Genomic DNA, 19751 nt, shown 5'->3' with positions numbered 1-19751 from the left:
AACCAAATAACCTAATAACTTATTAACCCATTACCCTCCCTAAATAGTCGATTAGTTCTTAACTAGTCGTGTTTACTTTTTTGTTTCTCCACAGGATATTCGCTCATTGCTATTCCTGAAAATTAACTTATTTTTATACCAAAACATACTTCGATGAGTAAGGAAGAAACTTTTTTAGATACAATTACTACGGGATATACCACCAAAGGAGAAGCTGTTGTTCTGGGAGCTGCAATGTTAGACGGGGTGGCGGTAAAAGATGCTTTGGTGAGATTACCCCTTAAAATGTTTAACCGCCACGGACTGATCTCGGGGGCTACGGGAACGGGGAAGACCAAAACCCTGCAGATTTTGTCAGAACAACTCTCACAAAAGGGTATTCCGGTATTACAGATGGATATCAAAGGAGATCTCAGCGGTATCGCACAAGCCGGAGAAGCCTCCGATTTTATTATAGAACGACACGAGAAAATAGGAGTGCCCTACGAACCTCAAGGAAGTCCGGTAGAGTTGATGACTATCTCAGACGAACAGGGAGTGAGATTAAGGGCAACTATATCGGAGTTCGGACCGGTGTTGTTGTCGCGTATACTGGAGCTCAACGACACTCAGGCAGGAGTACTCGCCGTTGTATTTAAGTATTGTGACGATCGTAAACTACCCTTGTTAGATATAAAAGACCTCCGCAAGACGTTGCAGTATATAACAGAGGAAGGTAAAGAGGAGATAAGTCGAGAATACGGCAGTATATCTACAGCTTCAACAGGAGCTATATTGCGCAAGCTGGTGGCATTGGAACAACAGGGAGCGGAAATGTTTTTTGGAGAGCGCTCGTTTGAAATAGACGATTTGATGAGGGTAGACGACAAGGGTAGGGGCTATGTGAATATTATCCGGCTTACCGATATTCAAGACCGGCCAAAGCTCTTTTCGACCTTTATGCTGAGCCTCCTGGCAGAAATGTACAATACACTGCCCGAGCAGGGCGATGCCGATCGTCCGAAGCTGGTAGTGTTTATCGATGAGGCTCATCTTATATTTGACGAAGCCAGTAAAGCATTGCTCGATCAGATAGAGAGTATAGTGAAGTTGATCCGCTCTAAAGGAGTAGGATTGTACTTTTGTACCCAGCTCCCTACCGATGTTCCGGATGCGGTGTTGTCGCAACTCGGACTCAAAGTGCAGCACGCCTTTCGAGCCTTTACCGCCAAAGACAGGAAGGCGATTAAGCTCACCGCCGAAAATTATCCCTTGAGCGAATATTACAATACTGCCGAACTGCTCACCAGTTTGGGTACAGGAGAGGCATTGGTCACCGCACTCGATGAGAAAGGAAGACCTACACCCTTGGCGGCAACCTTGCTCAGAGCACCTATGAGTAGAATGGATGTGCTTAGTGATGAGGAGATAACAGCATTGATAGCAAACTCGGGACTGGTGAAAAAATACGAGGAACTCATAGACCGGGAGAGTGCCTATGAAATTCTAAATGAGAAAATTGAGACCGCAACATCTGAAGAAGCTCGTGAAAAAGCCAAAACAGATAGAAAGAAAAACTCAGGAAGAAGCAGTACGCGAATGAATCCTATTGTGAAAGTGCTTACCAGTGCTACCTTTATTAGAGGGGTGTTTGGAGTGCTGAACAAGCTCACCAAAAAGTAAAGCAAATCGAGGTTTTCTTATCAAATGAATGGTTTCGATCTAAAGAAATTACCGGTTAATAAGGATGTTGAAACTACAAGGATTTTAAAAAAATTAGTTTCCGCACATAAAGCATTGGCTGAATTAAAAGGAGTTGCTCAATAATTTGTTTAATTGACTAAGAAATATTGCTCAGTTTAGCGAGGTAGTCGAAATGTGGTCCCTCTAACAGTAACTCACAATGTAGTCCGTTGGCAATAGCAGCATTTTGCAGGGTGTTGTAATCGCAAAAAAGCCAGGGAAAAGAAGGGCCTTGAACATCCTTATACCGCATCCGGAATTCGAGTTCGCCGTAATAAGTGTCAAGTGAAGGGATCCATTTTCCACCGTCTTCATCTTCGTCAAACATATAGAGGATATCGGAGGAGTCTAACAGTATCTGTCCGTCGGGTTTCAACAGGCTTTTCAGGTGTTGTAGAAAGGGACCGATGCGGTTGAGTTTTCCGCATAACCCAAGTCCGTTCATCAGTAACAGTATCGTGTCGAATCCAGTTTCGGTATATTTCATAAGGTGGGTGTGGACGGTTTTGGTCAGTCCCCTTTTTCGGCATATTTCTACTGCTCCGAGAGAGTTGTCTATGGCGGTGACCTCTAATCGTTTTTGCTCTTGCAGATACAAGGCGTGACTCCCGGCTCCGCAGCCTATATCCAATACCTTTCCACGAGCCATCATAAGGGCTACCTGCTCTATTTCGGGCATTTCCTCATAGCTTCGGAAAAGGTAGGGAACAGGAAGTATATCTTCTTCCGAAATAGAGGTTTCCGTGATGATGTCTTCGGTGTAATTTCCGGAGTGGTAATCGCGAATAGCCATCCCGATGATGTCGGGAGTAGGATCTGTTTTAGATGCAGTATTCATTTTTTTCAGTCTTAGTGTGTAGTGTAGGTGTATTTTCTTACTTTTGTATTATGAAAGAAGAGTTGGAACACTTACCGCAACTGGCCAAAGATAAGCATAAGGAAAACAAGAAGTACTTTGCTAAACTCAGAAAAAAACCGCCTAAAAACCTCGACTATGTAATGCAGGAATTACACGATGAGGTTTTTAGTGAAGTAGACTGTCTGAAGTGTGCAAATTGCTGTAAAACTAGGGGTCCATTGTTTACCGATGCTGATATAGAGCGGATTGCCCGACATCTGAAACTAAAACCTCAACAGTTTATAGAGCGCTATTTGCGCATAGATGAAGACAAAGATTATGTGCTGCAAAGCCTTCCCTGTACTTTTTTGGATGCCGATAATTACTGTCTGATCTACGATGTACGCCCAAAGGCTTGTAGGGAATATCCGCATACCGACCGGAAAAAATTTCATCAGATAGCTAATATCACCCTGAAAAATACAGCCATCTGTCCCGCTGCCTATCGGGTGGTTGAGGCGATGAAGAAGAGGTTGGGGTAAGTGAGATGGAAAAGATTGATAAACATATCATTGTCGAAATCAAAGAGATTATTCTACGCAGCCGATATCGATCTGCTCGATTGGTAAATAAGGAGTTGGTGTCATTGTATTTTAATATTGGCAAGAAGATTAATACTACTGCAAAAAAAGAAGCTTGGGGGAGTAAGGTACTGGAAAAAATTTCTGAAGAACTGCAAAATGAACTGCCCGGGTTACGAGGGTTTTCGAGTGGTAATCTTAAGAAAATGAGAGTGTTTTCTGGTTTTTGGATAGAGCATTTAAAAATTGGTTCGGCAATGCCAAACGAAATTGTTTTAAGTCATGGGGCAATTGGCTCGGCGCTGCCGAACCAATTACCTGACAATTTTGCAAAGGTGTTTTTTTCGATTGGTTTTACTCATCATTTCAGCATTGCTTCTAAATGTGATACATTCGATGAGGCTTGGTTTTATCTGCAAAAAACAATTGTTGAACTTTGGGACTACCGGCATTTGGAGAAACAGATAAAAACTAAACTTTTTCAACGACAGGGTACTTTACCAAATAATTTTTCAACTACTTTACCTAAAGACTATACAGAAAAGGCTCTGCAAACCTTTAGGGATGAATACCTGCTTGATTTTATCAACATTGAAGCTTCGGATGAGGGAGACGAAAGGGTGCTTGAAAATGGAATTGTTCGCAATATCAAGAAATTTATTTTGTCTATGGGCAGCGATTTTGCTTTTATGGGCAATCAGTACAGATTGATGGTCGAGGGGCAGGAATTTTTTATAGACTTATTGTTTTACAACAGAAAACTACAATGTTTAGTAGCATTTGAATTGAAAAAAGGCAGGTTTAAACCTGAATATCTCGGGAAAATGAATTTTTATCTTTCCGTATTGGATGATACTGTAAAACAAGAACATGAAAAACCATCGGTAGGTATTGTTTTATGTAAGGGGAAAAACGACAAAATAGTGGAATATAGTTTCAGGGATTTTAACAAAGCTATGGGAGTTGCAACGTATAAAACCAGTGACGAATTGCCAGAACAATTTAAGGAAGCTTTGCCTGATTCTGAGAGCTTAAAAAAATTATTAGATTAGCCTATATTTCACCATCAAAATTCCGGTTACCTCCTACAGAAACTCCTAAACAATTATAAGGTAATCAGTTTTTTTTGATATATTGTGAGGGATTAATCGACCATTAAAAACTGTATTCATTTATGGCAGAGCAGAATGATAGTGTAAACCGGCTGCATCACCGATTGGAATTACTTTTAAAAAGGCAGGATGATTTTGCCAGAGAAATAAATGCACTGAGAGAGGAAATAAGTCTGCTGAAAGCTCAACAGGAGGTTGAGGTACCTGAAAGACAGGTGACACAAGACAGTAGTGCAGCCCTCCCAGAGCCTGAGCTAGCAAAACAAACTGTGCAGCATACCGACAAACAGCAAGTGGAAAAGCCCGTGAAACCACAGTCGAAAGTCATGGCTCGGCAAGCTCCTAAGGAAAAATCGGATCTGGAGAAGTTTATAGGAGAAAACCTCATCAATAAGATAGGGATAGCGATTACGGTAATCGGGGTCGCCATCGGTGCAAAATACGCCATCGATCACGAATTGGTGAGTCCACTTACCCGAATTGTCCTAGGCTATCTCGCTGGGATTGGACTTCTCGGCTTTGCGATAAAGTTGAAAAAGAACTACGAGAATTTTAGCGCCGTGCTGTTGAGTGGCGCTATGGCCATACTGTATTTTATCACCTTTGCCGCCTATAGTTTTTACGATCTAATTCCTCGACTTCCGGCCTTTGCTCTAATGCTGGTCTTTACCGTTTTTACAGTAATGGCAGCCATACACTACGGCAGACAAGTCATAGCTCATATCGGACTGGTAGGAGCCTATGCGGTTCCTTTTTTGCTCAGTGAATCTTCGGGCCAGGTATCGGTGCTGTTTTCTTATATGACGGTTATCAATGCTGGTATTCTGGTAATTGCGTTTAAAAAATACTGGAAAGCCTTGTGTTATACCTCTTTTGTGTTTACATGGCTTATATATTTTGCTTGGTATGTGACCGATTACAATGTGGACGAATACTTTGTACTGGCGCTGAGCTTTCTGTCGATATTCTTCCTTACGTTTTATCTTATGCTTCTCGCAAATAGGTTGTTTAAACGCGAAAAAACAGTTAACGATGATATACTGTTGCTCCTTGCCAATACTTTTATTTTTTACGGAATAGGATATGCCATTTTCAACAGTCATGCCACAGGTAAACAGCTGTTGGGCTTGTTTACACTGTTTAATGCTGTGCTCCATTTTGTAGTAAGTGTTGTCATTTACCGCAAGAAATTGACCAATAACAGCCTGTTTTATGTTGTTTCAGGATTAGTTTTGGTCTTTATCACCCTGGCCATACCGGTACAATTGGATGGTAATTGGGTAACCCTGCTATGGGCAGCTGAGGCGGCCTTGTTGTTTTGGATAGGAAGAACCAAGAATGTGGCCATCTACGAAAAATTATCATATCCATTGATGCTGCTGGCATTTTTCAGTATCATTCAAGATTGGAGTGAGTTTTACTATGTGTATTATGAATATTCCACAGGGGTAAAGGGAAGTACCCCTTTGTTTAATATTCTCTTTCTGAGTTCTATGTTGTTTGTAGCTGCCTTTGCATTTATGACTTATGTAAATAGTAAGTACAGTTATCTGTCTTCCTCAGGAAAGGGACTGCTTAAAATTGTATCCTTCCTCATCCCTGCCATAATGCTGACCACCCTGTACTTTGCCTTCCGGCTGGAAATTGCTGATTACTGGGCACAGCGCTATGCCTATTCATCAATTTCGGTGACCACCGATAGTCCGTCTCCTCTAATGTATTGGGATAGTGATCTGAAGTATTTTAAAAGTATTTGGATCATTAATTATTCTCTGTTTTTCTTTGCCGTGCTCGCCTTGGTAAATTACAGCAAAATAAAAAATCGCTTGTTGGGTTTTATCAATCTCGGCTTTATAATTGTTACAATGCTGGTTTTCCTGACTCAGGGACTTTACGTTTTGAGTGAATTAAGGGAAAGTTACCTAGATCAGAGCTTGTCGGAATACTACGAGAGAGGGGCGTTTAATATCGCTATACGTTATATTTCACTGATTTTTGCTGCTCTTGCAATTGTAATTGCCTATCGCTGTATTCGTATGGAGTTTAAGAGTAGAGGACTCAGAATAGCTTTCGATCTCTTGATGCACATTGCCCTATTGTGGATGGCCAGTAGCGAAGTAATACACTGGATGGATATGGCGGGTACCGAGCATTCGTACAGGTTTGGTTTGAGTATATTGTGGGGAGTTTATTCTTTTTTTCTCATCGCTTTTGGAATGTGGAAAAAGAAAAAGTACTTGCGTGTGGCAGGTATCGTATTGTTTGGAGTAGCCTTGCTCAAATTGTTTGTCTACGATATTTCGGCACTGAATACCATAGCAAAAACAATCGCTTTTGTATTGTTGGGAGTACTGCTACTGGTCATTTCGTTTTTGTATAACAAGTACAAGCATATTATATCCGATGATAAGAATAATTAAAATATGTTGCGCCCTGTATTTGTCATTTGGCAGTTTTATTGCCTACGGACAAATGGAGCGATACGACTACAAACGCGAACTAAAGGGAATCTCAGAACAATGGCATGAGATTGTGATTCCCGACGAGCTGTTTGGGAGGCTGTCTGACAATATGAACGATCTCAGAATTTACGGTATAACAAAGACCGGCGATACCATAGAGGCTCCCTATTTGTTGCGGTCGACTGACGGAAAAAAATCGGTGAAGAAAATAAGTTTCAAGCAACTCAATACTTCCAGAGACAACAAGGGCTACTACTTTAGCTTTGAAGTGCCAGACACGGAGACCGTCAATCGTATAACATTGGATTTTAAACAACAAAATTTCGATTGGCAACTTAAGCTCGAGGGGAGTCATGACCAAAACCATTGGTTTACCGTTGTAGAAGACTACCGCATCCTTTCCATACGAAATGAAACTGTCAATTTCAAATCTACAAACCTAGTTTTCCCGGAATCGAAATACCGCTATTTTCGGGTGTTTGTAAATAGTGAAGAACGACCTGATCTTCTAGAGGCGAGCATAGAGCGCTTTGAGACGACTAAGGGCGTTTTTAAAGATTACCTCCCTCAAAAAACAGAGGTAAGTGTAGACAAGACCTCCGGGCAAACTGCAATCGATATCGATTTGCCACTTCCAGTACCGGTGAGCCGATTGATGGTTGATGTAGCGGATCAATTTGATTATTACAGGCCTTTGACGGTGAAGTATTTAGCCGATAGCGTTAAAACCGAACAAGGATGGAGATATCAGTACCACACACTGACTTCGGGAACACTCAACTCTGTAGACAATGGCGTATTTACCTTTAACAGTACTGTCCTTAACAGACTGAAAGTACTTATCGACAATCGCGATAATCAGCCCTTGCATATAGAGGGTGTGAGGTTAAGTGGCTACAAACACAAACTTTTGGCTAGGTTTACGGAACCAGCTACATACTATTTGACTTACGGCAGTACATCCGCAATGAGTACGAATTACGATATCAGACATTTTACAGATAGAATACCCGAAAACCTAATACCGCTGGAAGTAAAGGAAGAAGTAGCCATAGCAAAAACAAGTGTAGAAAAACCGTCGCCAATTTTTGAAAATAAGATGTGGCTGTGGGCGATTATGTTGCTTATCATCATTACCCTGGGATGGTTTTCCTTGAAGATGATGAAGTTGGGTAATAAGGGTCCAAAAGAATAGTCCAACCCCTGCCTTAGTGAGGATAAGGGTTTTTAAAGTATCTCTGCAACCTTGGCGTTTACAAACTCCAGGAATTCTTCGTCGGCTTTGGTAAACGGATCGGGGGTATGGGAGTCGATATCGATCTGGCCGATGTTTTCTCCATTGACAAATAGGGGAATTACGATTTCCGCTTTTACGTGAATACTGCAGGCTATATAGTTGTTCTGAGCTTTGACATCGGGAACTACAAAGTTTTTATTGGAAACTGCTACCTGTCCGCATATCCCCTTTCCGAAAGGAATTGTCGTGTGATCGGTAGGTTCGCCGGCAAAGGCTTTCAACTTCAGTTCGTTTTTGTCTCCGTTTTTAAAGTAAAAACCCACCCAGTCATAGTAAGAGATGTGTTCTTTCAATAGTTCACAAAGCTCAGTGAGACGGCTCTCTACCGAAGTGTCTTTGTGAAGTATGCTTTCTACCTGGACCTCCAGTTCTTTAAAATTCATAGCAAGCGATTTTGAAGGCAAATTTAGGGAATAAACCGATAGTTTGTGGTATAAAAACAAAGCTGCCTGCCTAAAGTGATCAATATCCAAACTGTTAACAAATCTGAAAAATTCAGGGCAGTAGAGAATATTTATTATTTTTGTGTACTTATGAAAAAGGCTATTTTTAAAATAACATCCTTTTTGCTAGCCATTCTAGTGCTCTTTTCCACGGTCTCTCTTACGGTGGAAAAGCATTTTTGTGGAAATTTTTTAGTAGATACAGCCCTGTTTTCTGTGGCAGATAGTTGTGGTATGTCTGTAGAGCTGGAACAAAGTGTAAAAAAATAGTATGCCGACGGTATGGACTGTTCGGTGACCAAAACGCCTTGTTGTTCTGACGAAACTGCTCTGATCGAAGGACAAGATACCCTACAAACAGTTGTAAGCCTGGAATTACAGCCTCAGTTGCTGTTTGTACAGTCTTTTGTTTACACCTATCTCAATCTTTTTGAAAACCTGGAAGAACAGGTGGTTTCCTTTTGGGAGTACACTCCCCCACCAGTCGTACGGGATATTCAGGTTTTGTACGATACTTTTCTCATATAGTTTTTAGTGATTGTAGTTCCGTAACCGCCGAGGTTATGGTGTGGAAGAGGTAGGCTCTGCTATTACCGCTTCACGGTTCATTGTAATATCACTAAAAACAATATTCGATGCTAAATGCCATTATTCGTTATTTTTTGAACAACAGGCTGCTTGCTGTTCTCTTGCTCCTGCTATTTGTAGGTTGGGGTTTGGTTAGCTCACCTTTCAACTGGAATATCGGTTTTCTACCACGTGATCCGGTTCCGGTAGATGCCATTCCAGACATAGGAGAAAATCAGCAAATTGTATTTACCAATTGGCCGGGTAGGTCGCCACAGGATGTGGAAGATCAGATTAGCTATCCTTTGACAAGCAGTTTGCTCGGAGTTCCAGGGGTGAAATCGGTGAGGAGTTCTTCTATGTTCGGATTTTCCAGTATCTATATCATCTTTGAAGAAGATGTAGAGTTTTACTGGTCGCGATCCAGGATATTGGAAAAACTCAACTCGCTGTCACCCGGACTTCTTCCCGAAGGTGTACAGCCTACATTGGGCCCCGATGCTACTGGATTGGGGCAGGTGTTCTGGTACACCTTAGAAGGTCGAGATTCACTGGGAAATGTAACCGGAGGATGGGATCTGCACGAACTGCGTACCACACAAGATTTTTATGTGAAATACGGTCTTAGTGCCGTTCCCGGAGTGTCGGAAGTAGCGTCTATAGGGGGGTATGTGCAGGAATACCAGGTGGATGTAAATCCCGATGCCCTTAAAGCCTACAATATCGGTATCGATAAGGTGATGACAGCGGTAAAGAACTCAAACCGAGATACAGGAGCTAAAACCATAGAGGTAAATCAGGTTGAATATCTGGTTAGAGGTCTGGGATATATCAAATCGATTAAAGATCTGGAAGAAACAGTAGTGGCGGTAAATGCCAACAAGCCTATACTGATACGCGATATAGGGAAGGTGACCCTTGGCCCTGCAACGCGCCGCGGATTGCTCGATAAGGAAGGAGCTGAGGTAGTAGGGGGTGTGGTCACGGCACGTTACGGATCTAATCCCCTCGAAGTTATCGATGCGGTGAAGCACAAAATAGATGAAATAGCTCGCGGACTTCCGGTGAAAACTTTGGAAGATGGTACAGAAAGCAAGCTTACTATTGTTCCCTTCTACGATCGTACACAGCTCATACACGAAACCATAGGAACACTAGAAAGCGCCCTGTCGCACGAAATCCTCATCAGCATTATAGTCGTAGTAGTACTCCTGCTCAATCTTAGAGCTTCTATACTGATATCCAGTTTGCTGCCGGTAGCAGTGCTGATGACATTTATAGTGATGCGATATGCCGGAGTAGATGCCAATGTGGTCGCTTTGTCGGGTATTGCCATCGCCATCGGAGTTATGGTAGATATAGGGATAGTGTTTGTAGAAAATACAATCCGACACCTAAAACTTGAAGAGAACAAGGGAGCAAAGGGAAAAGAGTTGGTCGATATTATTTACCGTGCAACCACAGAGGTGAGTCCTGCCATTACCACAGCGCTCGCTACTACTGTGGTGAGTTTTCTTCCGGTGTTTTTTATGGAACAGGCTGAGGGAAAACTATTTCGCCCTCTTGCTTTTACCAAGACCTTTGCACTTCTAGCCTCTTTTGTACTCGGAATTGTTGTTTTGCCTAGCCTGTCTTATTTTATTTTTTCCATAGGGTCAAAGAAAAAACAACTCAACTGGCTGTGGAATACAGCTCTCTTCGTCGGCGGAATTGTATTGTCTGTGGTTTTTGAGATGTGGTTGCCGCTTGCTTTGTCACTGGTAGGTCTCGTCCAATTGCTCAAGCCCAGAAGTCCTCATTTTCTAGCGAAGTATGCCTCTAGAATTACCTTGTTTGTGATACTGGCAGCCAGCTTGTTTTTACTCGCACAAGAATGGATGCCCTTAGGTCATCAGAACAAGCTGTTTAACAATAGTATTTTTGTCGTTTTCTTGTTGGCTTTAATTCTTATAGCCTTACTAGCGGTGGTGCGGTATTACGAGCCTGTATTAAAATGGTGCCTTGCCCATAAGGGGAAGTTTTTACTCTTACCTCTGTTTACCATCTTTTTTGGAGTGATGGTATGGATAGGTTTCCCAAAACTTTTTGGTGTGGTGGCTAAGGGAGGAGATGCCATAGGGTGGAATATACGTACAACTTCGCTCTGGAGTGGTCTCACCCATGTGTTTCCAGGAACGGGCAAAGAGTTTATGCCCTCTCTCGATGAGGGGAGCTTTCTCTTAATGCCTACTTCTATGCCGCACTCAGGTATGGAAGAAAACAAACGAGTGATACAACAACTGGATATGGCGGTAGCCGAAATACCTGAGGTAGCCACGGTAGTCGGTAAATTGGGAAGGGCGGAAAGTGCCCTCGACCCAGCACCTGTGTCTATGTACGAAAACATCATAAACTACAAACCGGAATACAGTAGAGACAGCAGCGGAAAGCAAGCGTCTTATAAAACCGATAGAGATGGGCGTTTTATTTTGAAATCAGGAGATACGCTTACGAATGATGAGGTGTTGGAAAAGGGATTTTCTGCTCGCGATTTGATAAAAGACGAAGACGGCAGTTATTTTCGAAACTGGCGAAGTTGGGTGCAATCGCCCGATGATATATGGGATGAGATTGTAAGGCTTACCCGAATTCCGGGAGTGACCTCTGCCCCTCGATTACAACCTATAGAAACCCGTTTGGTGATGTTGCAAACAGGAATGCGTGCCCCAATGGGAATCAAGGTTTACGGCCCTGATCTCGAAACCATACAAGATTTTGGTATCAAACTCGAAAGCTTGCTCAAGCAGGTGCCTTCGGTAAAATCGGAGACTGTTTTTGCCGATCGCATTGTGGGTAAACCTTATTTGCAGCTACATATAGATCGCAGTGCCATAGCGCGTTATGGATTGAGTGTGGAGCAGTTACAACAGCTTATAGAGACAGCCATAGGTGGTGTACAGCTAACTACTACGGTTGAAGGGAGAGAACGCTTTCCGGTACGGGTGCGCTATCCGAGAGAACTCCGTGATAGCCCGGAAAAAATAGCTAAAATATTGGTGCCGACGCCTTTGGGGACTCAAATACCTCTCGGAGAACTGACCCGTATAAGTTATGTTCGCGGTCCGCAGATGATAAAAAGTGAAGATACTTTTCTCACAGGCTATGTTCTTTTCGACAAAAAGGAAAATTATGCCGAGGTGGATGTGGTAGACCACGCCCGCCGATTTATCGATGAGAAGATTGCTTCCGGCGAATTACAGCTGCCCAAAGGAGTGACTTACAAGTTTTCTGGAAATTACGAAAATGAACTGCGAGCCGCTAAACGGCTGTCGATAGTGATTCCTCTGAGCCTGATGCTGATTTTTTTATTACTGTATTTCCAATTTCGCACGGTCATTGCCTCTGCCATACATTTTTCCGGGGTGTTTGTCGCTTTTGCCGGTGGGTTTATGATGCTGTGGCTGTACGGGCAAGACTGGTTTATGAATTTTGCTGTGATGGGAGTCAATATGCGCGACCTCTTTCAGATGCATACCGTAAACCTCAGTGTGGCTGTTTGGGTGGGATTTATCGCCCTCTTCGGAATCGCTACAGACGATGGGGTGATTATGGGTACCTATATTCATCAGGTCTTTGAAGAAAAAAAGCCCACTACCGTTTTAGAAGTGAGGAAAGCTGTACTGGAAGCTGGACTTAAAAGGGTGCGTCCGGCGATGATGACTACCGCGGTTACTATTATCGCCTTACTTCCGGTGCTGACTTCTACCGGTAAGGGATCGGATATTATGGTGCCTATGGCGATACCTGTTGTGGGAGGGATGTTTGTACAGATTATGACCATATTTGTCGTTCCTGTACTTCAGGCGTATTGGAGGGAAACAGCTGTGAAAAAGAGCGAGACTAAAAACAGACCAAAAGAAATCTTATAGCTATGAGGAACACAATTTACATTATAAGTTTAGCACTGCTGCCCTTTGTAGCCAATACACAAACCCTTGACCACTATTTGCAGGAAGCTGCACAGAACAACCCGGAAGTGAAAGCTTCTTACGCTCGCTTTGAAGCAGCGATGCAAAAAGCGCCACAACTGAGCAGTTTGCCAGACCCTACACTGAGCATAAGCGCTTTCGGAAAGATGATTGAAACCCGCCTTGGAAGGCAGGAAGCAAAATTCTCACTCATGCAGATGTTCCCTTGGTTTGGCACATTGAAGGCTAAAAAAAATGCTGCAACCCTAATGGCAGAGGCGAGTTTTCAGCAATATTTAGACACCCGGGAAGCACTTTTTGTAGAGGTGAAAACGGTATATGCCGAAATGTATGAGCTTCAGGCAACCATAGCTGTTGAAGAAGAAAACTTGCTCGTACTCAATAGCTTTCGAAAATTGGCTCTGTCGAGATTTAGCAATGGAGAGGCTGCCATGGTAGATGTGGTGATGGTAGATATGAAAAGGAGTGATGCCGAGACAGAGATTGCCCTACTCAAGGATAAAAGAGCAGCGCTTACATACCGCTTCAAGGCGCTGTTGAATACAAATTACGACAGTGAAGTAGTCTTCCCTAAAACGCTCCCTACCTTGCCCGAAGAAGAAGAGATAGAGCTGAGAAATACCGAGAAAGACAGCCTTTTTGTAGCTCATCCTAAAATGCAGCAACTAGACAGACAGATAGCTTCTTACGAGGCAGGGCGAAAAGCTGCTGTTAAACAAGGAATGCCTATGCTCGGACTAGGGGTAGATTATTCCATCATCAGCAAACAGACAGAAATGAATCCGAAAAACAACGGGCAGGATGTGATTATGCCCATGCTGTCGGTGAGTTTGCCGATTTTCAGGAAGCAGCATAAGGCCAGAGTGAAAGAGGTAGATTTTCTCTCTGAGGCAGTAAGGCAAGAAAGTGTTGCAGTTAGAAACCAATTGAGGTCTGATTACGAAATGGCGCGTTACGATATCAAGAAAGCACAACAGCGCATAAGTCTGTATGAGAAACAACTGGAAAGCACAGCACAAGCCATTAAATTATTGTTGACAGCCTATGGGAATTCAAAATCCGGGATAGAGGAGGTATTGCGGATGCAACAGGAGAAATTGTTGTATCAAATGGCAAAAATCACAGCGGAAAGAGACCGTTTTGTAGCACAGGCAAAAAAAGATTATTTAAGCCCTCATCACCCCGTAGAGACGCAGGATCCTGAGTCTCAATATCCAAAAAAGGATTCAAAAAAGGAGGAATAAACGGGTTTACTCGAAACAGATTTAAAAAAGAGAGAAGAATGAAAGCAAAAAACAAAAATATCTGGATAATGGCGGGAATCCTGCTGTTAGGCTTCCTACTGGGATGGTTGGTTTTTGGAGGAAGTAAGGAGATACAGCATAATCATACAGGCGAAAAAGAAGGTAGTGCTGCCCAGACTTGGACCTGCTCTATGCACCCTCAAATCAAGCAGAGTGAAGCCGGAAAATGCCCTATTTGCGGCATGGATCTCATTCCGCTGGGGAGTGATACTTCTGAAGGAGACCCCGATGCGGTTGTCATGAGTGAAAACGCGAGAAAACTGGCCAATGTGCAAACGATGATAGTGGGGAGGGAGGCAGTAGAAAAAACACTTCGACTCAATGGAAAGCTCGTTCCCGACGAACGAAAAATCTATGCACAAACCACCCATGTGCCAGGGCGAATAGAGAAACTCAATGTCAATTTTACGGGTGAAAGAATAAAAAAGGGACAAACCCTGGCAGTGGTGTATTCGCCAGAATTGGTTACCGCTCAGGAGGAGTTGTTGCAGGCCTATGCCATCCGGAATGCGCAGCCTGAGCTTTTTGAAGCAGCAAAACAAAAGCTTCGAAATTGGAAGATTGGAGCCTCGCAAATAGAAAGAGTACTAAAAGAAAAATCTCCTTTACAGCGTTTTCCTATCCGAGCTGATGTAGATGGAGTGGTAACCGAACGCAAGATTGAACTCGGGGATTATGTAGAGCGAGGGACAGCTCTCTACGAAATTGCTGATCTTTCGGCTATGTGGGTGCTTTTTGATATTTACGAAAGTGAAATGACTTGGATAAAAGAAGGAAGTCCTATAAAGTATACCTTGGCATCGCTGCCGGGAGAAACCTTTGAAGGGGAGGTGACTTTTATAGACCCCTTAATCGACGCGCAAACCAGGGTGGCAACTGCACGCGTAGAAGTATCTAATAAATACAGAAGATTGAAACCAGGGATGTTTGCCTCGGGAGAAATACAGTCGGGAGGGGAAGCTGTAGCTGATCGTGCTATTACCATTCCTAAAAGTGCTGTGTTGTGGACAGGAGAGCGTTCTGTAGTCTATACCAAGGAAATGTCATCTAAACAGCCGTCGTTTAAAATGAGGGAAGTGGTTCTCGGTCCATCTCTCGGAGGGGCTTATGTGGTGAAAAAAGGATTGGAAGAGGGAGATGAAATCGTGGTTAATGGCACCTTTACCGTAGATGCTGCAGCGCAGTTGGCAGGAAAACCCAGTATGATGAATCCTGACCAAACAGATACCAGCACACTCAGCTTGGAGAAGATGGAAATTTCTCCTGAAGAGAAGCACACTGCAGAGCAGCTAACACTGGCATATCTCAAATTGAAAGACGCCCTTGTAGGTAGCGATATGCCGGCAGCTAGAACAGCGGTTGAGAATATCAGCGCTGTACTAAATGGGGTCGATATGACATTGTTTAAAGAAGAATCTCTGCAGTATTGGAAGGATTTCCGAGAGGAGATGACAACCTCCCTGGAGCACATGCAGACGGAAGATTTGGAGGAGTTGCGCAGTTCTTTCAAACTGCTGTCTGAAAGTGTGATAGGAATGACTCGTGTATTCGGACCGTTTTCCGTAACTTTATACGTTCAACACTGCCCTATGGCAGATGCTGATAAAGGAGCAGACTGGCTGAGTATGTCTCCTGAAATACGCAATCCGTACTTCGGAGATACTATGCTGAAATGCGGGGAAATTACAGCCGAAATTAAATAATTATAACAGGTTAAAAATTAGATAAAGATGAAAAACAAATTGATTATTGCCGCATTGGCATTGTCTATAGCTACGGTGTATTCTTGTAAGTCGGATAAAAAGGCGCAAGGGGAAGGAGGTGAGCAGCTCACAGAGCAACAGCAAACCGATCAGCTGCAGGGAAGTGTGACATTTAAAGATGAGAAAACCGGAACGGTGTACAATTACTATATCGGTGTAAAAGAGGCCTTAGTAAAAACGGATGCAGGAAAAGCGCAGAAAGAGGCGAAGATGCTGATTGCTGCGCTATCTGAACTCGACAATGCCGACAAGGCACTGCAGTTTGCCGGAGAAATAGAAGTTACCGACGATGTAGAGGTTCAGCGGAAGTCTTTTTTCGGACTGTCGGAAGAAATAACAAGCCTTGTTTCCGGACAAATTACCTCCGGGGCGATATACAAACAATACTGTCCCATGGCTTTTAACAACGAAGGGGCTTACTGGTTGTCGTCGGAAGAAGCAGTGCTGAATCCTTATTTTGGAGATAAAATGCTGAAATGTGGTACAGTTCAGGAAGTGCTGGAATAGTCGATAGAGGTATGCTACTCAGGGGAGTAAGTTTAAGTTTACTTGTATGAAGCTGTATATTAAAAATATGGTATGCGACCGTTGCAACATGGTGGTGCGCTCAGAATTGGAGAAACTGGGTGTTATTCCCGAATCTGTAGTGTTGGGGGTGGTACAACTCACCACCCCTATTACGGCAGAACAGAAATTGCAAATAGAAGCTGTACTCAGCCCGTACGGCTTTAGTTTGATAGACGATAAAAAAAGTAGACTGATAGAACGTATCAAGACTCTTGTGGTGAGTTTAGTACAGGAAAAAGATAGCACGGAAGCAAGGGTAAACCTATCCGACTATCTAAAAGAGCAGCTCCGTCACGACTATACCTATCTCAGCAATCTGTTTACGCAGGTGGAAGGCACTACTATAGAGCGGTATTATATAGCGCTTAAAATAGAAAAAGTGAAAGAACTTTTGGTGTATGACGAACTGTCGCTGAGTGAGATTGCATTTCGATTACACTATTCCAGTGTAGCTCATTTGAGTCGGCAATTTAAAAAGAGTACCGGGCTTACTCCCTCTCATTTTAGAAAGGTAGGCGAGCGAAGACGGAAATCTCTTGACAGTTTGTAAGTTGCTGCTTTTTAAGCTTGTAAAAGCATCTGCAAAACCTTTGTGAAAATCTGTAAATTGTATAATCCTTTTCCAAAATTGTATAACGAGTTCATGTTTATATAGCTGAACTTTGTAGGCTTAAAATACAGATAGATTACGATGAAACACACTTATAAAATAGGCGGCATGAGCTGTATGGGGTGTAAAGGCCATGTGGAGAAGGTATTGCAGAATGTAGATGGAGTTGTCAGGGTTGAGGTAGATTTAGATAGGGCAGAGGCTGTAGTGGAAATGGAAAAGCATATTCCCTTTAAAAAGTTTGAAAAGGCCTTTAAGACTGACGGTGGATATTACGGTATTGCACTTCCTGGGGAGGAAAATAAATTAAAGAAAGAGAAGGCTAAGGCTTCCGGTAGTGGGGTGTATTATTGTCCGATGCACTGTGAGGGAGATAAGACCTACGACAAAGCGGGCAGTTGCCCCGTGTGTGGGATGGATCTCGTTGCTGTAGAAGCGGGAGAAGTAACAGATGAAAATTACCACAGGTTGCTGAACAAGTTTAAAATAGCTGTAGCTTTTACTCTTCCTATATTTTTGATTGCCATGTCCGAAATGCTTCCGGGAGATCCTGTAGGGACCTTGTCTTTTGAGGGATATTTGCCCTCGGGACGGAGGGGTTGGAACTGGATACAGTTGGTGCTTTCTCTGCCGGTAGTATTCTATGCTGCCTGGATGTTTTTTGAACGGGCATATCGTTCTGTATTGACCCGTAATCTCAATATGTTTACCCTGATCGGACTGGGAGCTGGGGTGGCTTGGTTATTCAGTTTTGGAGGCTTGTTGTTTCCAGGAATCTTTCCGGAACAGTTTAAATCGGCTAGTGGGGCGGTTCATGTGTACTTCGAAGCGACCACTGTAATCCTTACCTTGGTGTTGCTCGGACAGTTGTTGGAAGCTCGAGCACATGGCAAGACTAATTCGGCAATTAGAGAACTGTTGAAGTTGGCGCCCAATACTGCTATTCGAATTGTAGATGGCAAGGAGCAGATGGTAGATTTGGACGATGTAAAGAAAGGCGATTTGCTCAAGGTGAAACCGGGTGAGAAGATTCCGGTAGATGGATTGATAAGGGAGGGCTGGAGTGTAGTAGACGAATCGATGATTAGCGGAGAGCCCGTGCCGGTAGATCGCAGGGAAGGAGACTCGGTGATGGCAGGAACTGTCAACGGTAACAGGAGTTTTGTAATGGAAGCTAAAAAAGTGGGTTCGGAGACACTGCTTTCTCAGATTGTAGAAATGGTTCATGCAGCTAGCAGGTCGAAAGCCCCCATCCAGAAATTGGTCGATAAGATTTCAGGATATTTTGTGCCTTTAGTAGTATTGATTTCGGCACTCACCTTTGTGGTATGGGCAGTGTACGGTCCTCAACCGTCTTATGTTTATGCCTTTGTCAATGCAATTGCAGTACTGATAATAGCCTGCCCTTGTGCATTGGGGCTGGCGACGCCTATGTCGGTTATGGTAGGTGTAGGTAGGGGCGCCCAATCGGGGGTGCTTATTAAAAATGCAGAGGCTCTGGAGCGCATGAATAAAATAGAAGTGGTGATTATCGATAAAACAGGTACAGTAACCGAAGGAAAGCCTTCTGTTGAAAAAATTGCCGCTGTTAATGGTTTTGACGAAGCCGAGCTACTGCAAAATCTCGTATCGATTAATCGTCACAGTGAACATCCTTTGGCGCAGGCGATGGTACAATATGCCCAAAAAAAACAGGTAGTGCCCAAACCGCTTACAGATTTTGAGGCCATTTCGGGAAAAGGGGTTGTCGCAAGAGATAGGGATGTTGTATTGGCTCTCGGTAACGACAAACTGATGCAGGAGGTTGGGGCAGAAATCTCTGGAGAGCTCAATGAAAAAGTAAAGAGTGAACAGCGACAGGGTAAAACCGTATCTTATCTGTCTGTCAACGGCAAAATTGTCGGTTTTGTGGTGGTGGTCGACAAATTGAAGGAAACCAGTAAAGAGGCCATAGCAAAATTACAAGCAGAAGGTATGGAGGTGATAATGCTTACCGGTGATAGTCAAGATACGGCTCGGGAGGTGAGTAAAATGCTTGGACTTAACGGGTTTAAGGCAGAGATGCTTCCTGAAGACAAACTCAAAGAGGTTGAACATTTGCAAAAGGCCGGAAAAAAGGTAGCTATGGCAGGTGATGGAATTAACGATGCCCCGGCCTTGGCCCAGGCCGATGTGGGTATAGCCATGGGGACAGGTACTGATGTAGCGATAGAGAGCGCGGGGATTACCTTGGTAAAAGGAGATCTAAACGGCATAAGTAAAGCCTATGTGCTGAGTAGTAAAGTGATGCGAAATATTAAAGAGAACCTTTGGTTTGCCCTCGGATATAATATGTTGGGAATTCCTATTGCTGCCGGCTTGCTGTATCCTGTATTCGGTCTTTTACTCTCTCCGATGATTGCGGCACTGGCCATGAGTTTTAGTTCGGTGTCTGTGATAGCCAATGCTCTTCGTTTGCGTATGGCAAAAATACAGGAATAAAAAAAGCCGCCCGAAGGCAGCTTTTTTACTGAAATT

The 19751-nt window shown here is 43.3% G+C and carries 13 protein-coding genes and 1 pseudogene; 12 read left to right on the top strand and 2 right to left on the bottom strand.

Annotated elements, in window-relative coordinates; all coding sequences use genetic code 11:
• The first annotated feature begins 153 nt into the window (after positions 1-153).
• A complete protein-coding gene (locus ACYZZR_RS01240; protein ID WP_461532168.1) occupies positions 154-1662 on the top strand; it encodes a helicase HerA-like domain-containing protein in 1509 nt (502 codons plus the stop codon).
• 157 nt (positions 1663-1819) lie between these two features.
• On the opposite strand, the gene ACYZZR_RS01235 is transcribed toward ACYZZR_RS01240, so the two are convergent.
• Positions 1820-2560, bottom strand: coding sequence for an SAM-dependent methyltransferase (locus ACYZZR_RS01235; protein WP_461532167.1), 741 nt, complete (start codon positions 2558-2560; stop codon positions 1820-1822).
• A gap of 50 nt (positions 2561-2610) precedes the next feature.
• Here ACYZZR_RS01235 and ACYZZR_RS01230 point away from each other — a divergent pair, with 50 nt between their 5' ends.
• The 4 genes from ACYZZR_RS01230 (at position 2611) to ACYZZR_RS01215 (ending at position 7910) form a co-directional block, all read left to right on the top strand.
• Positions 2611-3102 (top strand): YkgJ family cysteine cluster protein, encoded by a 492-nt coding sequence (locus tag ACYZZR_RS01230; RefSeq protein ID WP_461532166.1) that lies wholly within the window; start codon positions 2611-2613, stop codon positions 3100-3102.
• Positions 3103-3107: 5 nt separating this feature from the next.
• Positions 3108-4193, top strand: a complete 1086-nt coding sequence (locus ACYZZR_RS01225; protein WP_461532165.1) for a PDDEXK nuclease domain-containing protein — start codon at positions 3108-3110, stop codon at positions 4191-4193.
• 122 nt (positions 4194-4315) lie between these two features.
• Entirely contained in the window at positions 4316-6673 is a 2358-nt protein-coding gene (locus ACYZZR_RS01220) for a DUF2339 domain-containing protein (protein WP_461532164.1), read from the top strand.
• A complete protein-coding gene (locus ACYZZR_RS01215) occupies positions 6657-7910 on the top strand; it encodes a DUF3999 family protein (protein WP_461532163.1) in 1254 nt (417 codons plus the stop codon). The genes ACYZZR_RS01220 and ACYZZR_RS01215 overlap by 17 nt, the downstream gene beginning before the upstream one ends.
• Positions 7911-7942: 32 nt before the next feature.
• Here ACYZZR_RS01215 and ACYZZR_RS01210 read toward each other — a convergent pair whose 3' ends face one another.
• Entirely contained in the window at positions 7943-8395 is a 453-nt protein-coding gene (locus ACYZZR_RS01210) for a GAF domain-containing protein (protein WP_461532162.1), read from the bottom strand.
• Between the two features lie 150 nt (positions 8396-8545).
• Between ACYZZR_RS01210 and ACYZZR_RS01205 the strand changes: the two are divergent.
• The 7 genes and pseudogenes from ACYZZR_RS01205 (at position 8546) to ACYZZR_RS01175 (ending at position 19715) form a co-directional block, all read left to right on the top strand.
• Positions 8546-8983: pseudogene (locus ACYZZR_RS01205) on the top strand (HYC_CC_PP family protein).
• A gap of 107 nt (positions 8984-9090) precedes the next feature.
• On the top strand, positions 9091-12930 hold the full coding sequence (locus tag ACYZZR_RS01200; RefSeq protein ID WP_461532161.1) for an efflux RND transporter permease subunit: 3840 nt from the start codon (positions 9091-9093) through the stop codon (positions 12928-12930).
• A gap of 2 nt (positions 12931-12932) precedes the next feature.
• On the top strand, positions 12933-14234 hold the full coding sequence (locus tag ACYZZR_RS01195; protein WP_461532160.1) for a TolC family protein: 1302 nt from the start codon (positions 12933-12935) through the stop codon (positions 14232-14234).
• 38 nt (positions 14235-14272) lie between these two features.
• On the top strand, positions 14273-15997 hold the full coding sequence (locus tag ACYZZR_RS01190) for an efflux RND transporter periplasmic adaptor subunit (RefSeq protein ID WP_461532159.1): 1725 nt from the start codon (positions 14273-14275) through the stop codon (positions 15995-15997).
• Positions 15998-16024: 27 nt separating this feature from the next.
• Complete coding sequence (locus ACYZZR_RS01185; RefSeq protein ID WP_461532158.1) at positions 16025-16564, top strand: DUF3347 domain-containing protein; 540 nt, start codon at positions 16025-16027, stop codon at positions 16562-16564.
• Positions 16565-16610: 46 nt separating this feature from the next.
• On the top strand, positions 16611-17174 hold the full coding sequence (locus ACYZZR_RS01180; protein ID WP_461532157.1) for a helix-turn-helix domain-containing protein: 564 nt from the start codon (positions 16611-16613) through the stop codon (positions 17172-17174).
• A gap of 141 nt (positions 17175-17315) precedes the next feature.
• The gene (locus ACYZZR_RS01175) at positions 17316-19715 is read left to right on the top strand and encodes a heavy metal translocating P-type ATPase (RefSeq protein ID WP_461532156.1); all 2400 of its coding nucleotides are present in this window, start codon (positions 17316-17318) and stop codon (positions 19713-19715) included.
• Positions 19716-19751 lie beyond the last annotated feature (36 nt).

It is taken from the genome of Sinomicrobium sp. (assembly GCA_029266035.1).
GTDB lineage: Bacteria > Bacteroidota > Bacteroidia > Flavobacteriales > Flavobacteriaceae > Sinomicrobium.
The sequence above is the reverse complement of the archived record's forward strand: the minus strand, read 5'-3'. Positions and strand labels throughout refer to the sequence as shown.